Origin of the sequence: Streptosporangium sp. NPDC006007 (genome assembly GCF_040614315.1) — a bacterium.
GTDB lineage: Bacteria > Actinomycetota > Actinomycetes > Streptosporangiales > Streptosporangiaceae > Streptosporangium.
Window position 1 is genome coordinate 77,408 of record NZ_JBEXUG010000017.1, and the last position, 16,033, is coordinate 93,440.

Annotated in this window: 13 protein-coding genes and 1 riboswitch; of the genes, 7 read left to right on the plus strand and 6 right to left on the minus strand. The window is 73.5% G+C overall.

Translation table 11 applies throughout. The features are described from left to right. Positions 1-3: 3 nt before the first annotated feature. Together ABZ194_RS15860 and ABZ194_RS15865 are read right to left on the minus strand one after the other, a co-directional pair. Positions 4-630 carry a precorrin-8X methylmutase gene (locus tag ABZ194_RS15860; RefSeq protein WP_355596661.1) on the minus strand — a complete coding sequence of 209 codons (627 nt, stop codon included), beginning with the start codon at positions 628-630 and terminating at the stop codon, positions 4-6. Further along, the gene (locus ABZ194_RS15865; protein WP_355596663.1) at positions 627-2,033 is read right to left on the minus strand and encodes a precorrin-3B synthase; all 1,407 of its coding nucleotides are present in this window, start codon (positions 2,031-2,033) and stop codon (positions 627-629) included. Before ABZ194_RS15865 ends, ABZ194_RS15860 begins: the two co-directional genes overlap by 4 nt. A 135-nt stretch (positions 2,034-2,168) precedes the next feature. After that, positions 2,169-2,368, plus strand: a riboswitch (cobalamin riboswitch). 108 nt (positions 2,369-2,476) lie between these two features. Between ABZ194_RS15865 and cobN the strand changes: the two genes are divergently transcribed. Next, the gene (cobN, locus tag ABZ194_RS15870) at positions 2,477-6,091 is read left to right on the plus strand and encodes a cobaltochelatase subunit CobN (RefSeq protein ID WP_355596665.1); all 3,615 of its coding nucleotides are present in this window, start codon (positions 2,477-2,479) and stop codon (positions 6,089-6,091) included. 16 nt (positions 6,092-6,107) lie between these two features. Here the strand turns inward: cobN and ABZ194_RS15875 are convergent, their stop codons facing one another. Both ABZ194_RS15875 and lysA read right to left on the minus strand, forming a co-directional pair. Continuing rightward, positions 6,108-6,710 (minus strand): superoxide dismutase family protein, encoded by a 603-nt coding sequence (locus ABZ194_RS15875; protein WP_355596667.1) that lies wholly within the window; start codon positions 6,708-6,710, stop codon positions 6,108-6,110. A 246-nt stretch (positions 6,711-6,956) separates the two neighbouring features. Next, positions 6,957-8,237, minus strand: a complete 1,281-nt coding sequence (lysA, locus tag ABZ194_RS15880) for a diaminopimelate decarboxylase (protein ID WP_355596669.1) — start codon at positions 8,235-8,237, stop codon at positions 6,957-6,959. A gap of 144 nt (positions 8,238-8,381) precedes the next feature. On the opposite strand from lysA, the gene ABZ194_RS15885 reads away from it, so the two are divergent. The 5 genes from ABZ194_RS15885 to ABZ194_RS15905 are packed head-to-tail and all read left to right on the plus strand — an operon-like array spanning position 8,382 to position 13,417. Beyond that, entirely contained in the window at positions 8,382-9,266 is an 885-nt protein-coding gene (locus ABZ194_RS15885; protein WP_355596671.1) for an ABC transporter substrate-binding protein, read from the plus strand. Continuing rightward, positions 9,257-10,177, plus strand: coding sequence for an amino acid ABC transporter permease (locus tag ABZ194_RS15890; RefSeq protein WP_355596673.1), 921 nt, complete (start codon positions 9,257-9,259; stop codon positions 10,175-10,177). Before ABZ194_RS15885 ends, ABZ194_RS15890 begins: the two co-directional genes overlap by 10 nt. After that, entirely contained in the window at positions 10,177-10,941 is a 765-nt protein-coding gene (locus tag ABZ194_RS15895) for an amino acid ABC transporter ATP-binding protein (RefSeq protein ID WP_355596675.1), read from the plus strand. Before ABZ194_RS15890 ends, ABZ194_RS15895 begins: the two co-directional genes overlap by 1 nt. Beyond that, complete coding sequence (locus ABZ194_RS15900) at positions 10,938-12,542, plus strand: D-aminoacylase (RefSeq protein WP_355596677.1); 1,605 nt, start codon at positions 10,938-10,940, stop codon at positions 12,540-12,542. Before ABZ194_RS15895 ends, ABZ194_RS15900 begins: the two co-directional genes overlap by 4 nt. 41 nt (positions 12,543-12,583) lie before the next feature. Next, positions 12,584-13,417, plus strand: a complete 834-nt coding sequence (locus ABZ194_RS15905) for a serine hydrolase (RefSeq protein ID WP_355596679.1) — start codon at positions 12,584-12,586, stop codon at positions 13,415-13,417. Positions 13,418-13,496: 79 nt separating this feature from the next. Here ABZ194_RS15905 and ABZ194_RS15910 read toward each other — a convergent pair whose 3' ends face one another. Then, on the minus strand, positions 13,497-14,408 hold the full coding sequence (locus ABZ194_RS15910; RefSeq protein WP_355596681.1) for a LysR family transcriptional regulator: 912 nt from the start codon (positions 14,406-14,408) through the stop codon (positions 13,497-13,499). A 217-nt stretch (positions 14,409-14,625) separates the two neighbouring features. Here ABZ194_RS15910 and ABZ194_RS15915 point away from each other — a divergent pair, with 217 nt between their 5' ends. Next, the gene (locus tag ABZ194_RS15915; RefSeq protein WP_355596683.1) at positions 14,626-15,483 is read left to right on the plus strand and encodes an IclR family transcriptional regulator; all 858 of its coding nucleotides are present in this window, start codon (positions 14,626-14,628) and stop codon (positions 15,481-15,483) included. 123 nt (positions 15,484-15,606) lie between these two features. On the opposite strand, the gene ABZ194_RS15920 is transcribed toward ABZ194_RS15915, so the two are convergent. Continuing rightward, positions 15,607-15,951 (minus strand): RNA polymerase-binding protein RbpA, encoded by a 345-nt coding sequence (locus ABZ194_RS15920; RefSeq protein ID WP_355596685.1) that lies wholly within the window; start codon positions 15,949-15,951, stop codon positions 15,607-15,609. Between the last annotated feature and the right edge of the window lie 82 nt (positions 15,952-16,033).

Consider the following 16,033-nt stretch of genomic DNA (forward strand, 5'->3'; position numbering starts at 1 on the left):
CGTTCACTCGTCCTCACTCGCGATCGCGTTGACCGCCGCGGCGACCATCGCACTTCCACCCCGGCGGCCGTGCACGACCAGGTGCTCCAGGCCGGCCGGATGCTCGGCGAGGGCCTGCTTGGACTCGGCGGCGCCGATGAAACCGACCGGGATCCCGAGCACGGCGGCCGGCCGCCCGGCCCCCTCCTCGACCATCTCCAGCAGCCGGAACAGCGCGGTCGGCGCGTTGCCGATCGCGACCACCGACCCCGCCAGCCGGTCGCGCCAGAGTTCGAGCGCCGCGGCGCTGCGGGTGGTGCCCAGCCGTTCGGCGAGCTCCGGCACGCGGGGGTCGCCCAGCGTGCAGACGACCGGGTTGTCCGCGGGGAGGCGGCGGCGGGTCACCCCGGAGGCCACCATCGTCGCGTCGCACAGCACCGGGGCACCCGCGCGCAGCGCCGCGCCCGCCGACGCCACCACGCCGGGCGACCACCCCAGGTCGGTGACCAGGTCGACCATCCCGCAGGCGTGGATCATGCGGACCGCCACCCGGGCGACGTCCGCCGGCAGGCCGCACAGATCGGTCTCGGCGCGGATGGTCGCGAAGGAACGGCGGTAGATCTCCGCGCCGTCACGGACGTAGTCGATCACATTTCCCTCCTCAGGGCCGTCACCGCGGCCGTGGTCTCCTCGATGCCCGCACAGTCCAGTCCCCGGCCGTCCAGGGCCACGTGATAGCCGCCGGCGGTGGCCACCACCTCCGCCACCCGTCCCCCGGGGCGGCCGCAGCGTCGCTCACAGCCCGCCCAGTGCACGGGGAGCGTACCGGGGCGCGGGGAGCCCGCCACACCCGGGGCGGCTCCCGGCCCTCCAGCGCCGGGGGGTTCCCCCCGGCCTCGGTCGCCGGAGCCGGAGGCGCCGCCCGGGACCGCGGTACGGCCCCCCGGAGACGTGAACCGCTCCGGAGACGGCGGAACGGACCGGGCGGCGTCGGCCCGCACGTCGGCCAGCGACCTGGCGCAGCCGGGACGGCCGGCGCAGGCCGTCACGCCGATCCAGGGCGAGGCGGGGTCGGTGACCAGGCCGGCGGCGGTGAGCAGGGCGGCCGACCGGGTGGCCTCGGCACGGTCCAGGCCGCTCAGGACCACCCCGCGCCAGGGGGTCAGCCGTACCTCGCCGCCGGCCGCCAGGTCGGCGAGCAACTCCGCCTGGGCGGCGGCCAGCCGCCCCAGCGGCACCGCGACCCCGAGCGCCACCCGGCCGCCGGGCAGCTCGATCACCCCCACCGGCTCCCGGCCCGCCGCGGACGGCTCGCCACGCAGCCGCTCGGCGGCCGGGGACCGCACCCCGCCGGCGGAGTGCGCCAGGGCGGCGCGGACCCGGGCCGCGACCCGCTCGGCGCCGCCGGGCAGTTCGCCGATCCGCCAGGCACGCCCCCCCTCGGCGGCGGGCTCGGCCAGGAACGCCTCGGCGGCGGCCAGCAGGGCGGTCACCGCCGAGCCCACCGGCACGCGCAGACCGCTGTCGGCACCCGCCAGGATCAGGGCGGCCTCGTCGGCGCCGGTCGGCAGGATCCCGGCGTCCGGGCCGAGCCAGGCCACGTCACCCCGGCCGTCGTCCAGCGCGAACAGGAAACGCCCCGGCAGTCCGGCGAGGCCCGGCCGGGCGCACAGCCGCCGGTCCAGCTCGTCGACCAGCGGGCCGGCGTCGAGTGTCCCCCGCGCGTCGCAGCCGGTCAGCGGGGAGGCGAGGATGTTGCGGACCCGCTCGTGGGTGAGCGAGGGCAGCAGCCCGGCGGCCGCCATCCGGGCCGCGAAACCGGCCTGCGCCCCGTCGCCGAGCCCGCGCACCTGGACGTTCGCCCGCGAGGTCAGCTCGATGACACCGCTCCCACAGCCGGCGGCGGCCCCGGCGAGCTCGCGGAGCCGGGAGGCCGTCAACCGGCCCCCGGGCACCCTGATCCGCGCCAGCCCTCCGTCGGCGGCGGCGTGCACCTGAAGTGCTCCGGGGCAGGCGTCGGCTCGCGATCGCCGGGAAAAGTCGCCAATCTGCACGTTGAGGATGGTAGGCCCTGCCCCCGAGGTCTTCCGCCCGCGGCCGCCGCCCGGGCGGCACCCTCCGGCGGCGTCGCCGGCCGCCGCGGCACGCCGCAGCCCCCTCCTCCGCCGGGGAACCGGGCACCCATACCGGTTTCCTGCCGGAAGGACGCTGCCGTAGTCTCATCGTTGGCGACGGCAAAGGGAGGAAGCCGGTGTGAGTCCGGCGCGGTCCCGCCACTGTAACCGGGGAGCGAACCCCATCCAGGCCACTGTCCGGCGACGGACGGGAAGGCCGGGAGGAGCGTCGATCCGGGAGCCAGGAGACTCCAGCCGTCGTAGCCGACGACGACCCGGGGCGAGGACCCCGAGGGAGGAAGCCCCGTGCGTTTTTCGCCGTTCCCCCGTCCGCCGCTGGCGGCGCCGAGCCGTACCGCTCCGCCCCGCGTGGAGCGTGGCGCGTGATCCTGCTGCTCTCGACCTCCGACACCGACCTGCTCAGCGCCCGCGCGAGCGGCGCCGACTACCGGCTGGGCAACCCCGCCAGGCTCCTCGCCGAGGACCTGCCGCTCCTGGTGGAGGGCGCCGATCTGGTCGTGGTCCGGCTGCTCGGCGGGCGCCGCGCCTGGGAGGAGGGGCTGGACGCCCTGCTCGCCGGGCCCCGGCCCGTCGTCGTGCTCGGCGGCGAGCAGGCACCGGACGCCGAGCTGATGGAGCTGTCCACCGTGCCGGGCGGGGTCTGTGCCGAGGCGCACGCCTACCTCGCCCACGGCGGACCGGCCAACCTCGCCGAGCTGCACCGCTTTCTGTCGGACACCCTGCTGCTGACCGGTCACGGGTTCGCCCCGCCCGAGCCCACGCCCGGCTGGGGCGTGCTGGAGCGCCGGGAACGCCGCGAGGACGGGCCGGTCGTCGGGGTGCTCTACTACCGGGCCCACCACGTCTCCGGGAACACCGCCTTCGTCGAGACCCTCTGCTCGGCCGTCGAGGACGCCGGAGGCCGGGCGCTGCCCGTCTACTGCGCCTCGCTGCGCAGCGCGGAGCCCGGCCTGCTGGAGGCGCTGCGCACGGTGGACGCCCTGGTCGTGACCGTGCTCGCCGCCGGCGGCACCCGCCCGGCCACCGCGTCGGCCGGTGGGGACGACGAGGCGTGGGACGTCGGCGCGCTCGCCGGGCTGGACGTGCCGATCCTCCAGGGACTCTGCCTGACGAGCAGCCGGGCGTCCTGGGAGGGTAACGACGACGGGCTGTCCCCGCTCGACGCGGCCACCCAGGTCGCCATCCCCGAGTTCGACGGGCGCATCATCACGGTCCCCTTCTCCTTCAAGGAGATCGACGAGGACGGGCTGACCGTCTACACGGCCGACCCCGAGCGCGCCGCGCGGGTGGCCGGCATCGCCGTCCGGCACGCCGTGCTCCGGCACGTCCCGCCCGCCGAGCGGCGGATCGTGCTGATGCTGTCGGCCTACCCCACCAAGCACTCCAGGATCGGCAACGCGGTCGGCCTGGACACCCCGGCCAGCCTGGTGCGGCTGCTGGCCGCGATGCGCGAGCACGGCTACCGCGTCGGCGCCGAGGGCGAGCTGCCCGGCGTGACCGAGCAGGACGGCGACGCGCTGATCCACGCGCTGATCGCGGCCGGCGGCCAGGACCCCGACTGGCTCACCGAGGAGCGGCTCGCCGGAAACCCGGTGCGCATCGCGGCCGGCCGGTACCGCGACTGGTACGCCACGCTCCCCGCGGACCTGCGCTCGCGGATGGAGCGGCACTGGGGGCCGGCCCCCGGCGAGTTGTTCGTGGACCGCTCGCGCGACCCGGACGGCGAGATCGTGCTGGCGGCGCTGCGCGCCGGGAACGTCGTGGTCATGGTGCAGCCGCCCAGGGGGTTCGGGGAGAACCCCATCGCGATCTACCACGACCCCGACCTGCCGCCCAGCCACCACTACCTGGCGGCCTACCGCTGGCTGTCCGACGGCTTCGGCGCGCACGCCGTGGTGCACGTGGGCAAGCACGGCAACCTGGAGTGGCTGCCCGGCAAGTCCACCGGGCTGTCGGCCTCCTGCGGCCCCGACGCCGCGCTGGGAGACCTGCCACTCGTCTATCCGTTCCTGGTCAACGACCCCGGCGAGGGCACCCAGGCCAAACGCCGCGCGCACGCCACGCTGGTGGACCACCTCGTGCCGCCGATGGCCCGCGCCGACACCTACGGGGACATGGCCAGGCTGGAGCAGCTGCTCGACGAGCACGCCTCCATCGCCGCGATGGACCCGGCGAAACTGCCCGCGATCCGCGCCCAGATCTGGACGCTGATCCAGGCCGCCAGGCTCGACCACGACCTCGGCATCGAGGACCGCCCGCACGACGCCGAGTTCGACGACTTCCTGCTGCACGTCGACGGCTGGCTGTGCGAGGTCAAGGACGTCCAGATCCGCGACGGCCTCCACGTGCTGGGCGCGGCCCCCGAGGGACCACCCCGCGTCGACCTGGTGCTGGCGATGCTCCGCGCCCGCCAGATCTGGGCCGGCGGCCAGGCGCTCCCGGGGCTGCGCGAGGCCCTGGGGCTGAGCGAGGACGGCACGGCCGGCCGTACCGGCACCGACGAGGCCGAGGCGCTGGCCCGGTCGCTGGTCGAGGAGATGGAGCGCCGCGGCTGGGACCCGGCCGCCGCCGCCGGGACGGCCGGGACCGTCCTGGCCGCAGCCCCGGCCGGCGGCGGGGCCGACCCCGGGGCGGTGGAGCGGATCCTGCGGTTCGCGGCCGATGAGATCGTGCCCCGGCTGGCCCGCACCACCGACGAGATCGGCTCGATCCTGCACGCCCTCGACGGCGGTTACGTGCCGGCCGGGCCGAGCGGATCGCCGCTGCGCGGCCTGGTCAACGTGCTCCCCACGGGGCGCAACTTCTACTCGGTCGACCCCAAGGCCGTGCCGAGCCGGCTGGCCTGGGAGACCGGGCAGGCGATGGCCGACTCCCTGCTGGAGCGCTACCGCGCCGACACCGGGGACTGGCCGCGTTCGGTCGGGCTGTCGGTCTGGGGGACCAGCGCCATGCGCACGGCCGGGGACGACGTCGCCGAGGTGCTGGCGCTGCTCGGCGTACGCCCTGTCTGGGACGAGGCGTCGCGGCGGGTCACCGGGCTGGAGCCCATCCCGGCCCGGGAGCTCGGGCGCCCCAGGGTGGACGTCACGATCCGGATCAGCGGGTTCTTCCGGGACGCCTTCCCGCACGTCGTGGCGATGCTGGACGACGCCGTACGCCTGGTCGCCCACCTGGAGGAGCCGGAGGAGGACAACTACGTCAGGGCGCACGTCCTGGCGGACGGCCGGAGCCACGGCGACGAGCGCCGGGCCACCATGCGGATCTTCGGGTCCCGTCCGGGGGCCTACGGCGCGGGACTGCTGCCGCTGATCGACAGCCGCGGCTGGCGCGACGACGCCGATCTCGCCGAGGTCTACGCGGTGTGGGGCGGATTCGCCTACGGCCGGGGCCTGGACGGGGTCCCGGCCCGCCAGGACATGGAGACGGCCTACCGGCGGATCGCGGTCGCGGCCAAGAACGTCGACACCCGTGAGCACGACATCGCCGACTCGGACGACTACTTCCAGTACCACGGCGGCATGATCGCCACGGTCCGCGCGCTCACCGGCAAGGCTCCGGCCGCCTACATCGGCGACAGCACCCGCCCGGACGCGGTCCGCACCCGGACGCTCTCGGAGGAGACGTCCAGGATCTTCCGGGCCCGGGTGGTCAACCCGCGCTGGCTGGCCGCCATGCGCAGGCACGGCTACAAGGGCGCCTTCGAGCTCGCCGCCACCGTCGACTACCTGTTCGGCTACGACGCCACCACCGGCGTGGTCGCCGACTGGATGTACGACAGGCTGGCCGCCGTCTACGTGCTGGACCCGGAGAACCGGGCCTTCCTCGCCGAGTCCAACCCGTGGGCGCTGCACGGCATCGCCGAGCGCCTGCTGGAGGCCGCCGGGCGGGGCATGTGGGAGCACCCCGACCCCGGCATCCTGCGGGACCTCCAGGAGGTCTACCTCACGTCGGAGGGGGACCTGGAGGACGGAGCCTGACCGCTCCGGGCGGGGATCAGCGGTTGGTGATCACGCCACAGGCGACGCGACCGCCGGAGTCCCCGGCCTTGAGGGTGGCCTCGTCGGGTCCGGCCTTGCCACCGGCGCCGGTGTAGCGGGCGGGGACGTTGGCGTGGTTGTCGGCGAGGGCGTGCACGACGACGGCGCTGCCGTCCTTGTCGAAGAGCTGTTCGACCCGGAAACGGTCGGTCACCGTGGAGGCGCTGCCGGTGCCGTCGGCCCCGACCAGGAGGTTGGGCAGGTCGCCGGAGTGGTCTGCGTGGCCGCCGGCGCCGAGGGTGAAGTGGCCGCCCGCGCTGAAGTAGGGGCTGCCGGTGGCCGGGTCGACGGACCTCGGGTCGCAGACGCCGGTGGTGTGGATGTGGAAGCCGTGGTAACCGGGGGTCAGGCCCCTGACGGTGACGGTGACGCCGGACTTGCCGTACCGCCGGTGCTTGACCTGGAACCGGCCGATGATCCGGCCGCCGGCGTTCCTGATGACGGCATGGGCCTGGCGTCCGCCGCGGTCCGGCCTCGCCTCGGCCACCGCGGCGACGCCGACGGAGACCACGCCGACGCCGAACGCCGCGACCAGGGCCAGGTGGGTCTTGCGAAGCATGGCAGGGCTCCTCAGTTCGGATGGGGTTACTGAGGAGCATGCTCCGTGTCTCGCGGACGGTCCACATCTTCGGCCGCCGCCGGACAATAAAATGCGGGAAAAACATGGGGGAGCCCCATTTCATCCCTGTGTCTGCCTGTGCCGGGCCGTTCCTGTCCCCGACCCTGTCGCCGTGTCCGTGTCCCCTTCCGGTGCCGTCGCGTCTCCGGGCGCCCTCCGGCGTGGGCTCGGGCGCACGGCGTGCGCTCAGGTGTAGAGACGCAGCAGGTCCTCCTCGGTCTCCCGGCGCACGATCACCCGGGCCGCGCCGTCGCGGACGGCGACCACCGGGGGCCGCGTCACGTGGTTGTAGTTGCTCGCCATCGACCGCTGGTAGGCCCCGGAGGCGGGTACGGCGAGCAGGTCGCCGGGCCGTACGTCGGAGGGCAGCGTCAGGTCGCGGACGAGCACGTCGCCGCTCTCGCAGTGCTTGCCGACCACGGTGACCTCGCGCGGGGGGGCCGATGAGGAGCGGGAGGCCAGGATCGCGGTGTAGGCGGCGCCGTACATGGCGGGGCGGGGGTTGTCGCTCATCCCGCCGTCCACGCTGACGTAGGTGTTGACGCCGGGGATCTCCTTGACCGTGCCCACCTCGTACAGCGCGACGGTGGTGGGCCCGGCGATCGAGCGGCCGGGCTCGACGGCGAGTCGCAGGCGGGCCGGGAGGACCTCGCGCAGCGCCGCGACCACCTCGGCGGGGCGCGGGGGAAACGGGTCGCCGGGGCGGTAGACGATGCCCAGGCCTCCGCCCAGGTCGAGCTTGGGGATGCTCACGCCGTGCTCGCGCTCGACGCCCAGCAGGAAGCCGGCCATCCGGCGGGCGGCCAGCGTGAAGCCGCCGAGGTCGGTGATCTGCGAGCCGATGTGTGAGTGCAGCCCGGTCAGCTCCAGCGAGGGTGCCGCCAGGACCCGGCGGACCGCCTCGGCGGCCAGCCCGGCGCCGAGCGAGAAGCCGAACTTCGAGTCGTCGCCCCCGGTGGCGATGAACTCGTGGGTGTGCGCCTCCACGCCGGGGGTGACCCGGATCATCACGCTCTGCCGTACCCCGGCCTCGCCCGCGAGGAAGGCCAGGCGCTCCATCTCGGCGAAGGAGTCCACGACCACGCAGCCGACTCCCCAGGCGACGGCGCGGCGCAGCTCGGCGCCGGACTTGTTGTTGCCGTGGAAGACCACCCGGGCGGGGTCCATGCCGCCGGCCACGGCGACGGCCAGCTCGCCTCCGGTGCACACGTCCAGGCAGAGCCCGGCCGTGTCCAGCCAGCGCACGACCTCGGGGCAGAGGAACGCCTTGCCGCCGTAGTGCACCTCCCCGCCGGGCAGCGCCTCCCGCCACTCCGCGCAGCGGGCGTGGAACTCCTCCTCGTCGAGGATGTAGGCGGGGGTGCCGAACTCGGCGGCGAGCTCCCGTACGCCCATCCCGCCGATGCGTAGTTCCCCGCCGGTCCATGCCGCGGTGCGCGGCCAGCCGCTTTCGATGACCAAGCTCATGGGGTCGAAGGTAGAGCTTTACGGCTTTTGTTCGTTATCAGCATCGAAGATTTCGATGCTGAGGCCCGCAAGCATTCACCTGTATTGGGACCGTTACCTGCCGTCGGCACCATAAACTCAACTATTCGCAAAAGGGGAGTTTAAGTGACAAAGAGGCTGTATTCGGTCATTGCTGCCGCGCTGGTCGTCTCGGCGTTCGCCGGCGGTTGCGGGCGCTCGGCCTCGCAGACCGAGGCGACCGAGGGCGCCACCTCGGCGGCCGGCAAGACCGCCAGGGATCTGGTCCCCGAGGCCGTGCGCAAGACGGGTGAGCTCCGGATGGCGACCTCCGAGGGCTACCCGCCCATGGAGATGTACAAGAAGGGCACCCAGCAGCTCATCGGCGTCGACCCCGACCTCGCCGCCGCGATCGCCGCCAAGCTCGGCCTGAAGCCCACCGTGACCAACGCGGCCTTCGACGGACTGATCCCCGGCTTGCAGGCGGGACGGTGGGATGTGGTCATGTCCTCCATGAGCGACACCGAGGAGCGCCGGGCGGCCGTCGACTTCGTCGACTACTTCAACGCCGGCGGAGCCATCATGGTCAAGAAGGGCAACCCCGAGGGCGTCAAGACCCTTGAGGGCCTGTGCGGCCGTACCGTCGTGCTCGCCAAGGGCAGCTCGAACCTCGCCATCGGGCAGCGGCAGGACGAGAAGTGCGCCAAGAAGATGCAGATCATGCAGAGCGAGGACGCGCCGACCGGCCTGCTGAGCATCGACTCCGGGCGCGCGGTGGCCACCATCGTGGACTCGCCCGTCGCGGCGATGTACGCCAAGGAGACCGGCAAGTACGACGTGCTCTCCGAGCAGTACGACGCCGGCCCCTGGGGCATCGCCGTGGACCGCCGCAACAGCGGGCTGCGCGACGCCGTGGCCAAGGCCATGGAGGAGCTGCTGGCCGACGGCGGCTACAAGGCGATCCTGGACAGGTACGGCGTGGTGAGCAACGCCGTACCCGAGGTGATGGTCAACACCAAGCCGTGGAAGTGACCAGAACCCCCGCGACGGCCGGGGACCGGCACCTCCCGATCGACGCGCTCCGCCCGCCCCGCCCCGGCCGGTGGGTCGCGGCGGCGCTGGCCGCGTTCGCCCTGGTCTGGCTGCTCCACACGATCGTCGTCAACGAGAACCTGCACTGGGACGTGATCGCCGAGTACCTGGCCGACGGCAGGGTCCTCGGCGGCCTGTGGGTCACGATCCAGCTCACCGTGCTGTCGATGCTGATCGGCCTGGCGCTGGGCATCCTCGCCGCGGTGATGCAGCTCTCCGGCAGCCCCGTGCTGCGGGGGGCCTCGGCCCTCTACACCTGGTTCTTCCGGGGCACCCCGCTGCTGGTCCAGCTGATCTTCTGGTTCAACATCGGGCTGGTCTTCCCCTCCTTCGGCATCGGCGTGCCGTTCGACGGCCCCAAACTGATCGAGTGGCAGGCCAACCAGCTGATCACGCCCTTCACCGCGGCCCTGCTCGGCCTGGCGATCAACGAGGGCGCCTACATGGCCGAGATCGTCCGGGCGGGCATCCGCTCGGTCGACCCCGGGCAGCGCGAGGCGGCCGAGGCGCTCGGCATGTCGCACCGGCGGGTACTCCGCAGGGTGGTGCTTCCCCAGGCGATGCGCGTGATCATCCCGCCCACCGGCAACCAGTTCATCTCGATGCTCAAGACCACCTCGATGGTCTCGGTCATCGCCGGCGCCGAACTGCTGACCGTGTCCCAGCGCATCTACCTCGGCAACTTCGAGGTCATCGCGCTGCTCATCGTGGCCTCCATCTGGTACATCGTGCTCACCACCATCGCGAGCGCCGGCCAGCACTTCATCGAGAAGCGGTTCGAACGCGGCCACCGGGCACTGCGGGTCAGGGTCCGCCGCAACCTGCGGCCTTTCGGCAGGAGGAGCGCGTGATGGCCGAACCGATGGTGAAGATCCGCTCGGTACGCAAGAGCTTCGGCTCCGTCGAGGTGCTCAAGGGCATCAGCCTGGACGTGCCCGTGGGAGGCGTGGTCTGCGTGGTCGGACCCTCCGGGTCCGGCAAGTCGACACTGCTGCGCTGCGTCAACCGGCTGGAGACCATCGACTCCGGCCGCATCTGGGTGGACGGCGACCTGATCGGCTACACCGAGCGGGGAGACCGCCTCCACCACCTGCGCCCCGCCCAGCTCTGCGCCCAGCGGCAGGACATCGGCATGGTGTTCCAGCGCTTCCACCTGTTCCCGCACCGCACCGCGCTGGAGAACGTCATGGAGGGCCCGACCGTCGTCAAGGGCATCTCCAGGGGGGCCGCCAGGAAGCGGGCCATGGAACTGCTGGAACGGGTGGACCTGGCGGACCGGGCGGACCACTACCCCGCCCAGCTCTCCGGCGGCCAGCAGCAGCGCGTGGCGATCGCCCGCAGCCTGGCCATGGACCCCAAGCTCATGCTCTTCGACGAGCCGACCAGCGCCCTCGACCCCGAACTGGTCCAGGAGGTGCTCGCGGTCATGCGGGACCTGGCCGCCGGCGGCATGACGATGATGGTGGTGACCCACGAGATGGGGTTCGCCCGCGAGGTCGGCGACGACCTGATCTTCATCGACGACGGTGTGATCGTCGAGCGGGGAGACCCCCGAGAGGTGCTCGCCAACCCCCGTCACGAACGCCTCCGCGCCTTCCTCGGGCAGGTGCTGTGACCCACTTCGACCTGCTGCTCCGCGGCGGCCTGGTGGTCGACGGAACGGCGGCGCCCGGCGCCGCCCGCCACGCCGACGTCGGCGTGACCTCGGGCCGCCTCACCCTGCTGCCGCCGGGCACCCCGGCCACCGCGCGGGAGACCGTGGACGTGACCGGCCTCGCCGTCACCCCGGGCTTCATCGACGTGCACACCCACTCCGACGGCGTCACCCTGATCGACGGGGAGCTTGGCCGCGAGATGGTCCTGGCCTCCGTCCTGCAGGGGGTGACGACCGAGATCTCCGGAAACTGCGGCTCCAGCCTCTTCCCGGCGCTGCCGGAACGGCTGGCCGCGATGCGCGGGGAGACCCGCGTCCACTTCGGCGGCGACGTCGGGATGTACGAGGGCTTCGCCGAGTTCGCCGCCGCGCACGCCGCCGTGCCCCGGGCCAACCACCTCACCTCCCTCGTCGGGCACGGCACGCTCCGCGGCGGGGTGATGGGCCCCGTCGACCGGCCGGCCACCCCCGCCGAGCTGGAGACCATGTGCCTGCTGCTCGACCGGGCGCTGGCCTCGGGCGCCGCCGGGCTGTCCACCGGCCTGATCTACACCCCCGGCACCTACGCGGGCACGGACGAGGTGGTCGCGCTGGCGGCCGTCGCCGCCCGGTACGGCAAGCCGTACGTCACCCACCTGCGGGACGAGATGTCGAGGGTGGAGGAGGCGCTTGAGGAGGCCGTGGAGATCGCCGCCAGAAGCGGCGCCCCGCTGCACGTCTCCCACCACAAGACCGCGGGCAAGTACGCCTGGGGGCGCACCGAGCGCACCCTGCCCAGAATCGCCGCCCTGCGCGCGGGGGGAATGGATGTCACCTGTGACGTCTATCCCTATACTGCGGGAAGCACGGCGCTGGGCGCGATGCTCCCGCCCTGGGCCTCCGAAGGCGGGATCTCCGCGCTGACGGCACGCCTGGCCGATCCCGGCCAGCGCGACCTGATGCGCCTGGCCATCGCCGAAGGCGTCCCCGGCTGGGAGAACACCGTCGGCAACGGCGGCTGGGATCGCATCTCGATCGCCTGTGCGCCACGCCACTCCGACACGGAGGGGCTCACGATCGCCGAGCTGGCCGCCACCCGCGGTCAGGACCCCCTCGACGTGGCCGCCGCCCTGCTCGTCGCCGAGCAGGGCGAGGTTACGATCATCAGCCATTCCATGATCGAGGACGATGTGCGGCGGGTGCTGGCCGCGCCGTACTCGATGATCGGCTCCGACGGCGTGCCCAAGCCGGGCGGGCGCCCCCACCCCCGCTGGGCGGGAACGTTCCCGCGCGTGCTCGGACACTACGTCAGGGAACTGGGGCTTCTCGGCCTGGAGACGGCGGTGCACAAGATGACCGGCATGGCCGCGGCCAGGTTCGGGCTGACGGGGCGCGGTGTGATCGCCGACGGCGCCCACGCCGACCTGGTCGTCTTCGACCCCTCCTCGATCGCCGACGGCGCCACCTTCGCCGATCCGCTGGTCCCGCCGTCCGGGATCCACTCGGTGATCGTGGCCGGGCGGACCGTGGTCCGCGACGGCTCCGGGACCGGCGCCAAGCCCGGATCGGTGCTCGCCACATGAGCGGGGCTCCGGGCCGGCCCCATGACCGGAGGGAGGACGCCGTGAGCGGCCCCGGCGCGCCGGACGAGGGCGGCCCGGTCACCCTGGCCGTGTCCGTGCCGGGACTGATCTCCCTGCACGAGGACACCGAGCTGACCCTCGCCAGCACCGGCAAGCTGCTGCTGCTCGCCGCGGTGGCTCAGGGGATCGCCTCGGGGAGGCTCGACCCCGCCGAGACCGTGGACCTGGCCGACGACGACCGCTGCGGCGGGTCCGGGCTCCTTGGCGTCCTGTCCGGCCGCCGCTGGCCGATCGGGGACCTGGCGGTGCTCACCGCGTCGGTGAGCGACAACACCGCCACCAACGCGCTGATCCGGCGGATCGGCCTGGACCGGGTGGCGGAGGTCGCGGCCGGGCTCGGCCTCGTCCGCACGCGGATCCTCGACCGGATACGCGAGCCGAGACTGCCGTCGCACCCGCCGACCTTCGCCGTGGGTACGGCCGGCGAGCTCGCCCGGTTCGCGGCCGGGCTCGACGGGCGGCTGGAGTGGACCAGGATCATGCTGCGCTGGATGGCGCACAACGGAGACCGGAGCCTGGTCCCCGCCCTGCTGGCGCACGAGGCCGAGGACCGGGAGATCCCCGCCTCGGTTCCCGCCGGAATGGTCTGGGTGGCCAACAAGACCGGCACCGACGCCGGCGTGCGGGCCGACGTGGGAGTGATGATCGGCCGGGGACGCCGGATCGGCTACGCCGTGCTGGCCAACGGCCCCGCCGGGGGCGAGCACGCCCTGGTGGGACGGGTCCGGCGGGCGGGCCTGGCCATCGGCCGCCTGGCGAGCCCGGTGCCCGGCGCCTCCGGCGGCGGCGCCTCCCCGCGGGAGCCCGATCTCTAGTGCCCGCTCACCTCTGCCCGCCCACCCGTTCCCGCCCACCCGTTTCCGGACGGCCGGTGGCGGGCGGGCGCGGGGGCTCTCAGCGGAGCGCGTTGCGGATCTGGGCCGAGGCGTCGCGCAGGTAGTCGATGAAGGAGCGCAGCGCCGGGTTGGGGTTGGTCGGCCGGGTGGCGGCGCCGATCCTGCGGTAGAGCCGGGGACCGTCCAGCCGGCACACCTGGATGCCGGTCGCGCCCTGCGCGCCCAGGCTGGGCACCAGGGCCACGCCCAGCCCGGCCCTGACCAGCCCCAGCGTCACCTCGTAGTGGTCGCTGCGGCAGCGGATCGTCGGGCTGAACCCCTCCAGCGCGCCGGCCCGTTCCAGCACCGAGACCGGGGTGTCGGTGCCGAATGTGGTGATCCACGGCTCCTCGGCCAGGTCGGCGAGGCGCACCCGGGATCGCTGCCCCGCCGGGTGGCCCGGCGGCACCACGAGGAGCTGCGGTTCGTCGAACAGGTGGGTGACCTCCACCCCGTCCGGCGGCTTCCAGGGGTCGAGCGCGTGCTCGAAGACCACCAGCACGTCGAGGGCGCCGCGCTCCAGGTCGGGCAGGAGCTCGTGCGGCTGACCGAGCACCAGGTCGAGGTCCACGGCGGGGTGGCGGGCGGTGAAGGTCGACAGCGCCAGCGGCAGCAGCCGGTATCCCGCGGAGGCGAAGAACCCGATCCGCAGCTGCCCGGCGTCGGCCCGGGCCTGCGCGAGCAGGTCCTTCTCCGCGGCCTCGATGATGTCCAGGACCTCCTGCGCCCTCCTCGCGAGCCGCCGCCCGGCGGCGGTCAGCCGCAGGCTCTGCGCACCCCGCTCGACCAGGCCCACGCCGGCCTCCTCCTCCAGCTTGGACAGCTGGTGGGACACGGCGGACGGCGAGAGCCGCAGGACGCGCGCGGCCCCCGCGATGCTTCCCGTTCTGAAGACCTCCCGGAGTACCCGGAGGCGTTGACTGCTCAGCACGGTCTCAGTATCGGCGCGGACGGAGGATGCGGAGGCCGGACGGCGCTTCCCGGATCCACCGCGGGGCCGCGTCCGGGACCGGGCACCTCGCCGGCGGCGTACCGGTCACGGCGCGGTCCTCTCGCCCCCGGACGGGTGCGGACATCCCGGTGCGGTGGTGTACAGGCGAGAGGATGGAGGGGTCACACCTGCCCCTGCTTCTGGAGGACACGTGCCGTTGAGAAACAGCAGTGCCGTGACGGGCGAGCCCGGCGGGACGCCCGCGCGGGAGGCCGGCACCGGCCAGGCCGTCGCCACGGTCGAGCGAGCCGTCGACGTGCTCATGCGCTTTACCGAGACCCCGGCGATGACGCTCGGGGTGACCGAGATCGCCCAGGCGCTCGGGATCTCCAAGGCCGCCGTGCACCGGATCCTGGCCTCGCTGCGGGTCCGCGGTCTCATCGAGCTTGACGAGAGCACCCGGCGCTACTCCCTGGGCGTCGGAGCCATGCGGCTGGGCCTGGCCTACCTGGACCGGCTCGACGTCAGGCGCATCGCCGCGCCCGAGTTGGTGACGTTGTCGGAGCGCACCGGCGAGACGGCCACCCTGTCGACGCGGACCGGGTGGAACCGGGTCTACGTGGACCAGGTCACCCCGGCCCGCGAGGTCATCATGAGCGTCAGTCTCGGCGTGCCGTACCCGCTGCACGCGGGCGGCTCGTCCAAGGCGTTCCTGGCCTTCCTCTCCGAGGGGGAGATCGAGAGCTATCTGGCGCGTGCCCCGCTGGAGTCGCTCACCGACAAGACCGTGGTGGACGTGCCCGGGCTGCGCGAGGAGCTCGCGTTGATCCGTACCCGAGGCTGGGCGCGGTCCTTCGCCGAGCGGATGGCCGGGGCGGCGTCGGTGGCCGCGCCCGTGCTCGACCACCACGGCCGCCCGGTCGCGGTGGTCAGCGTCTGCGGGCCGCTGGAGCGGTTCCGTGAGGAGGTCGAGTCGTGTGCCGAGGCGCTGCTGGAGTCGGCGGGCAGGCTCTCGGCCCAGATGGGCTGGACCGGATCGGCGCCGGCGGTGACGGGGCCGGTCACCGGACGCTGAGAGGCGTGGGAGGGATGGGAGGCAGGCGCCGGAGGGGTGCGCGGAGGGAGATCGCCGGTGTGTGGCCGGCCTGGACCCCCGGTGCCCTTTTCGGGCGCCGAGGGTCCGTGTCCCGCCAAGCGGTCAGGCGCTCTTGCGGCGCTGGGCGCGCAGAATCGCCAGACGCTCGTTGAGCACCTCCTCCAGGTCCTCGATCGTACGGCGCTCCAGCAGCATGTCCCAGTGTGTCCGTGGGGGCTTGGCCTTCTTGGTCTCCGGCAGCTCACCGTCCACCCGCAGGGCGGTCGCGCCGCACATACGACACTCCCAGGTCGCCGGGATCTCAGCCTCGGCGGCAAGCGGAACGTCGAATCGATGGCCCTTCGGGCAGGTGTAGGACACCTCCTGGCGCGGGGCCAGATCGGTGTTGCGGTCGTTCTCGTAGCTGGTCGCGCCGAGTCGGGTACCGCGTAGCGCACGCTCGCCCATGTCTCAATGCCTCCTGAGGGCCCCGTCGTGAGGGGTCTGTCTCCCACGGCGTACAACGCTTGATACCGTGTGTGGATTCCCA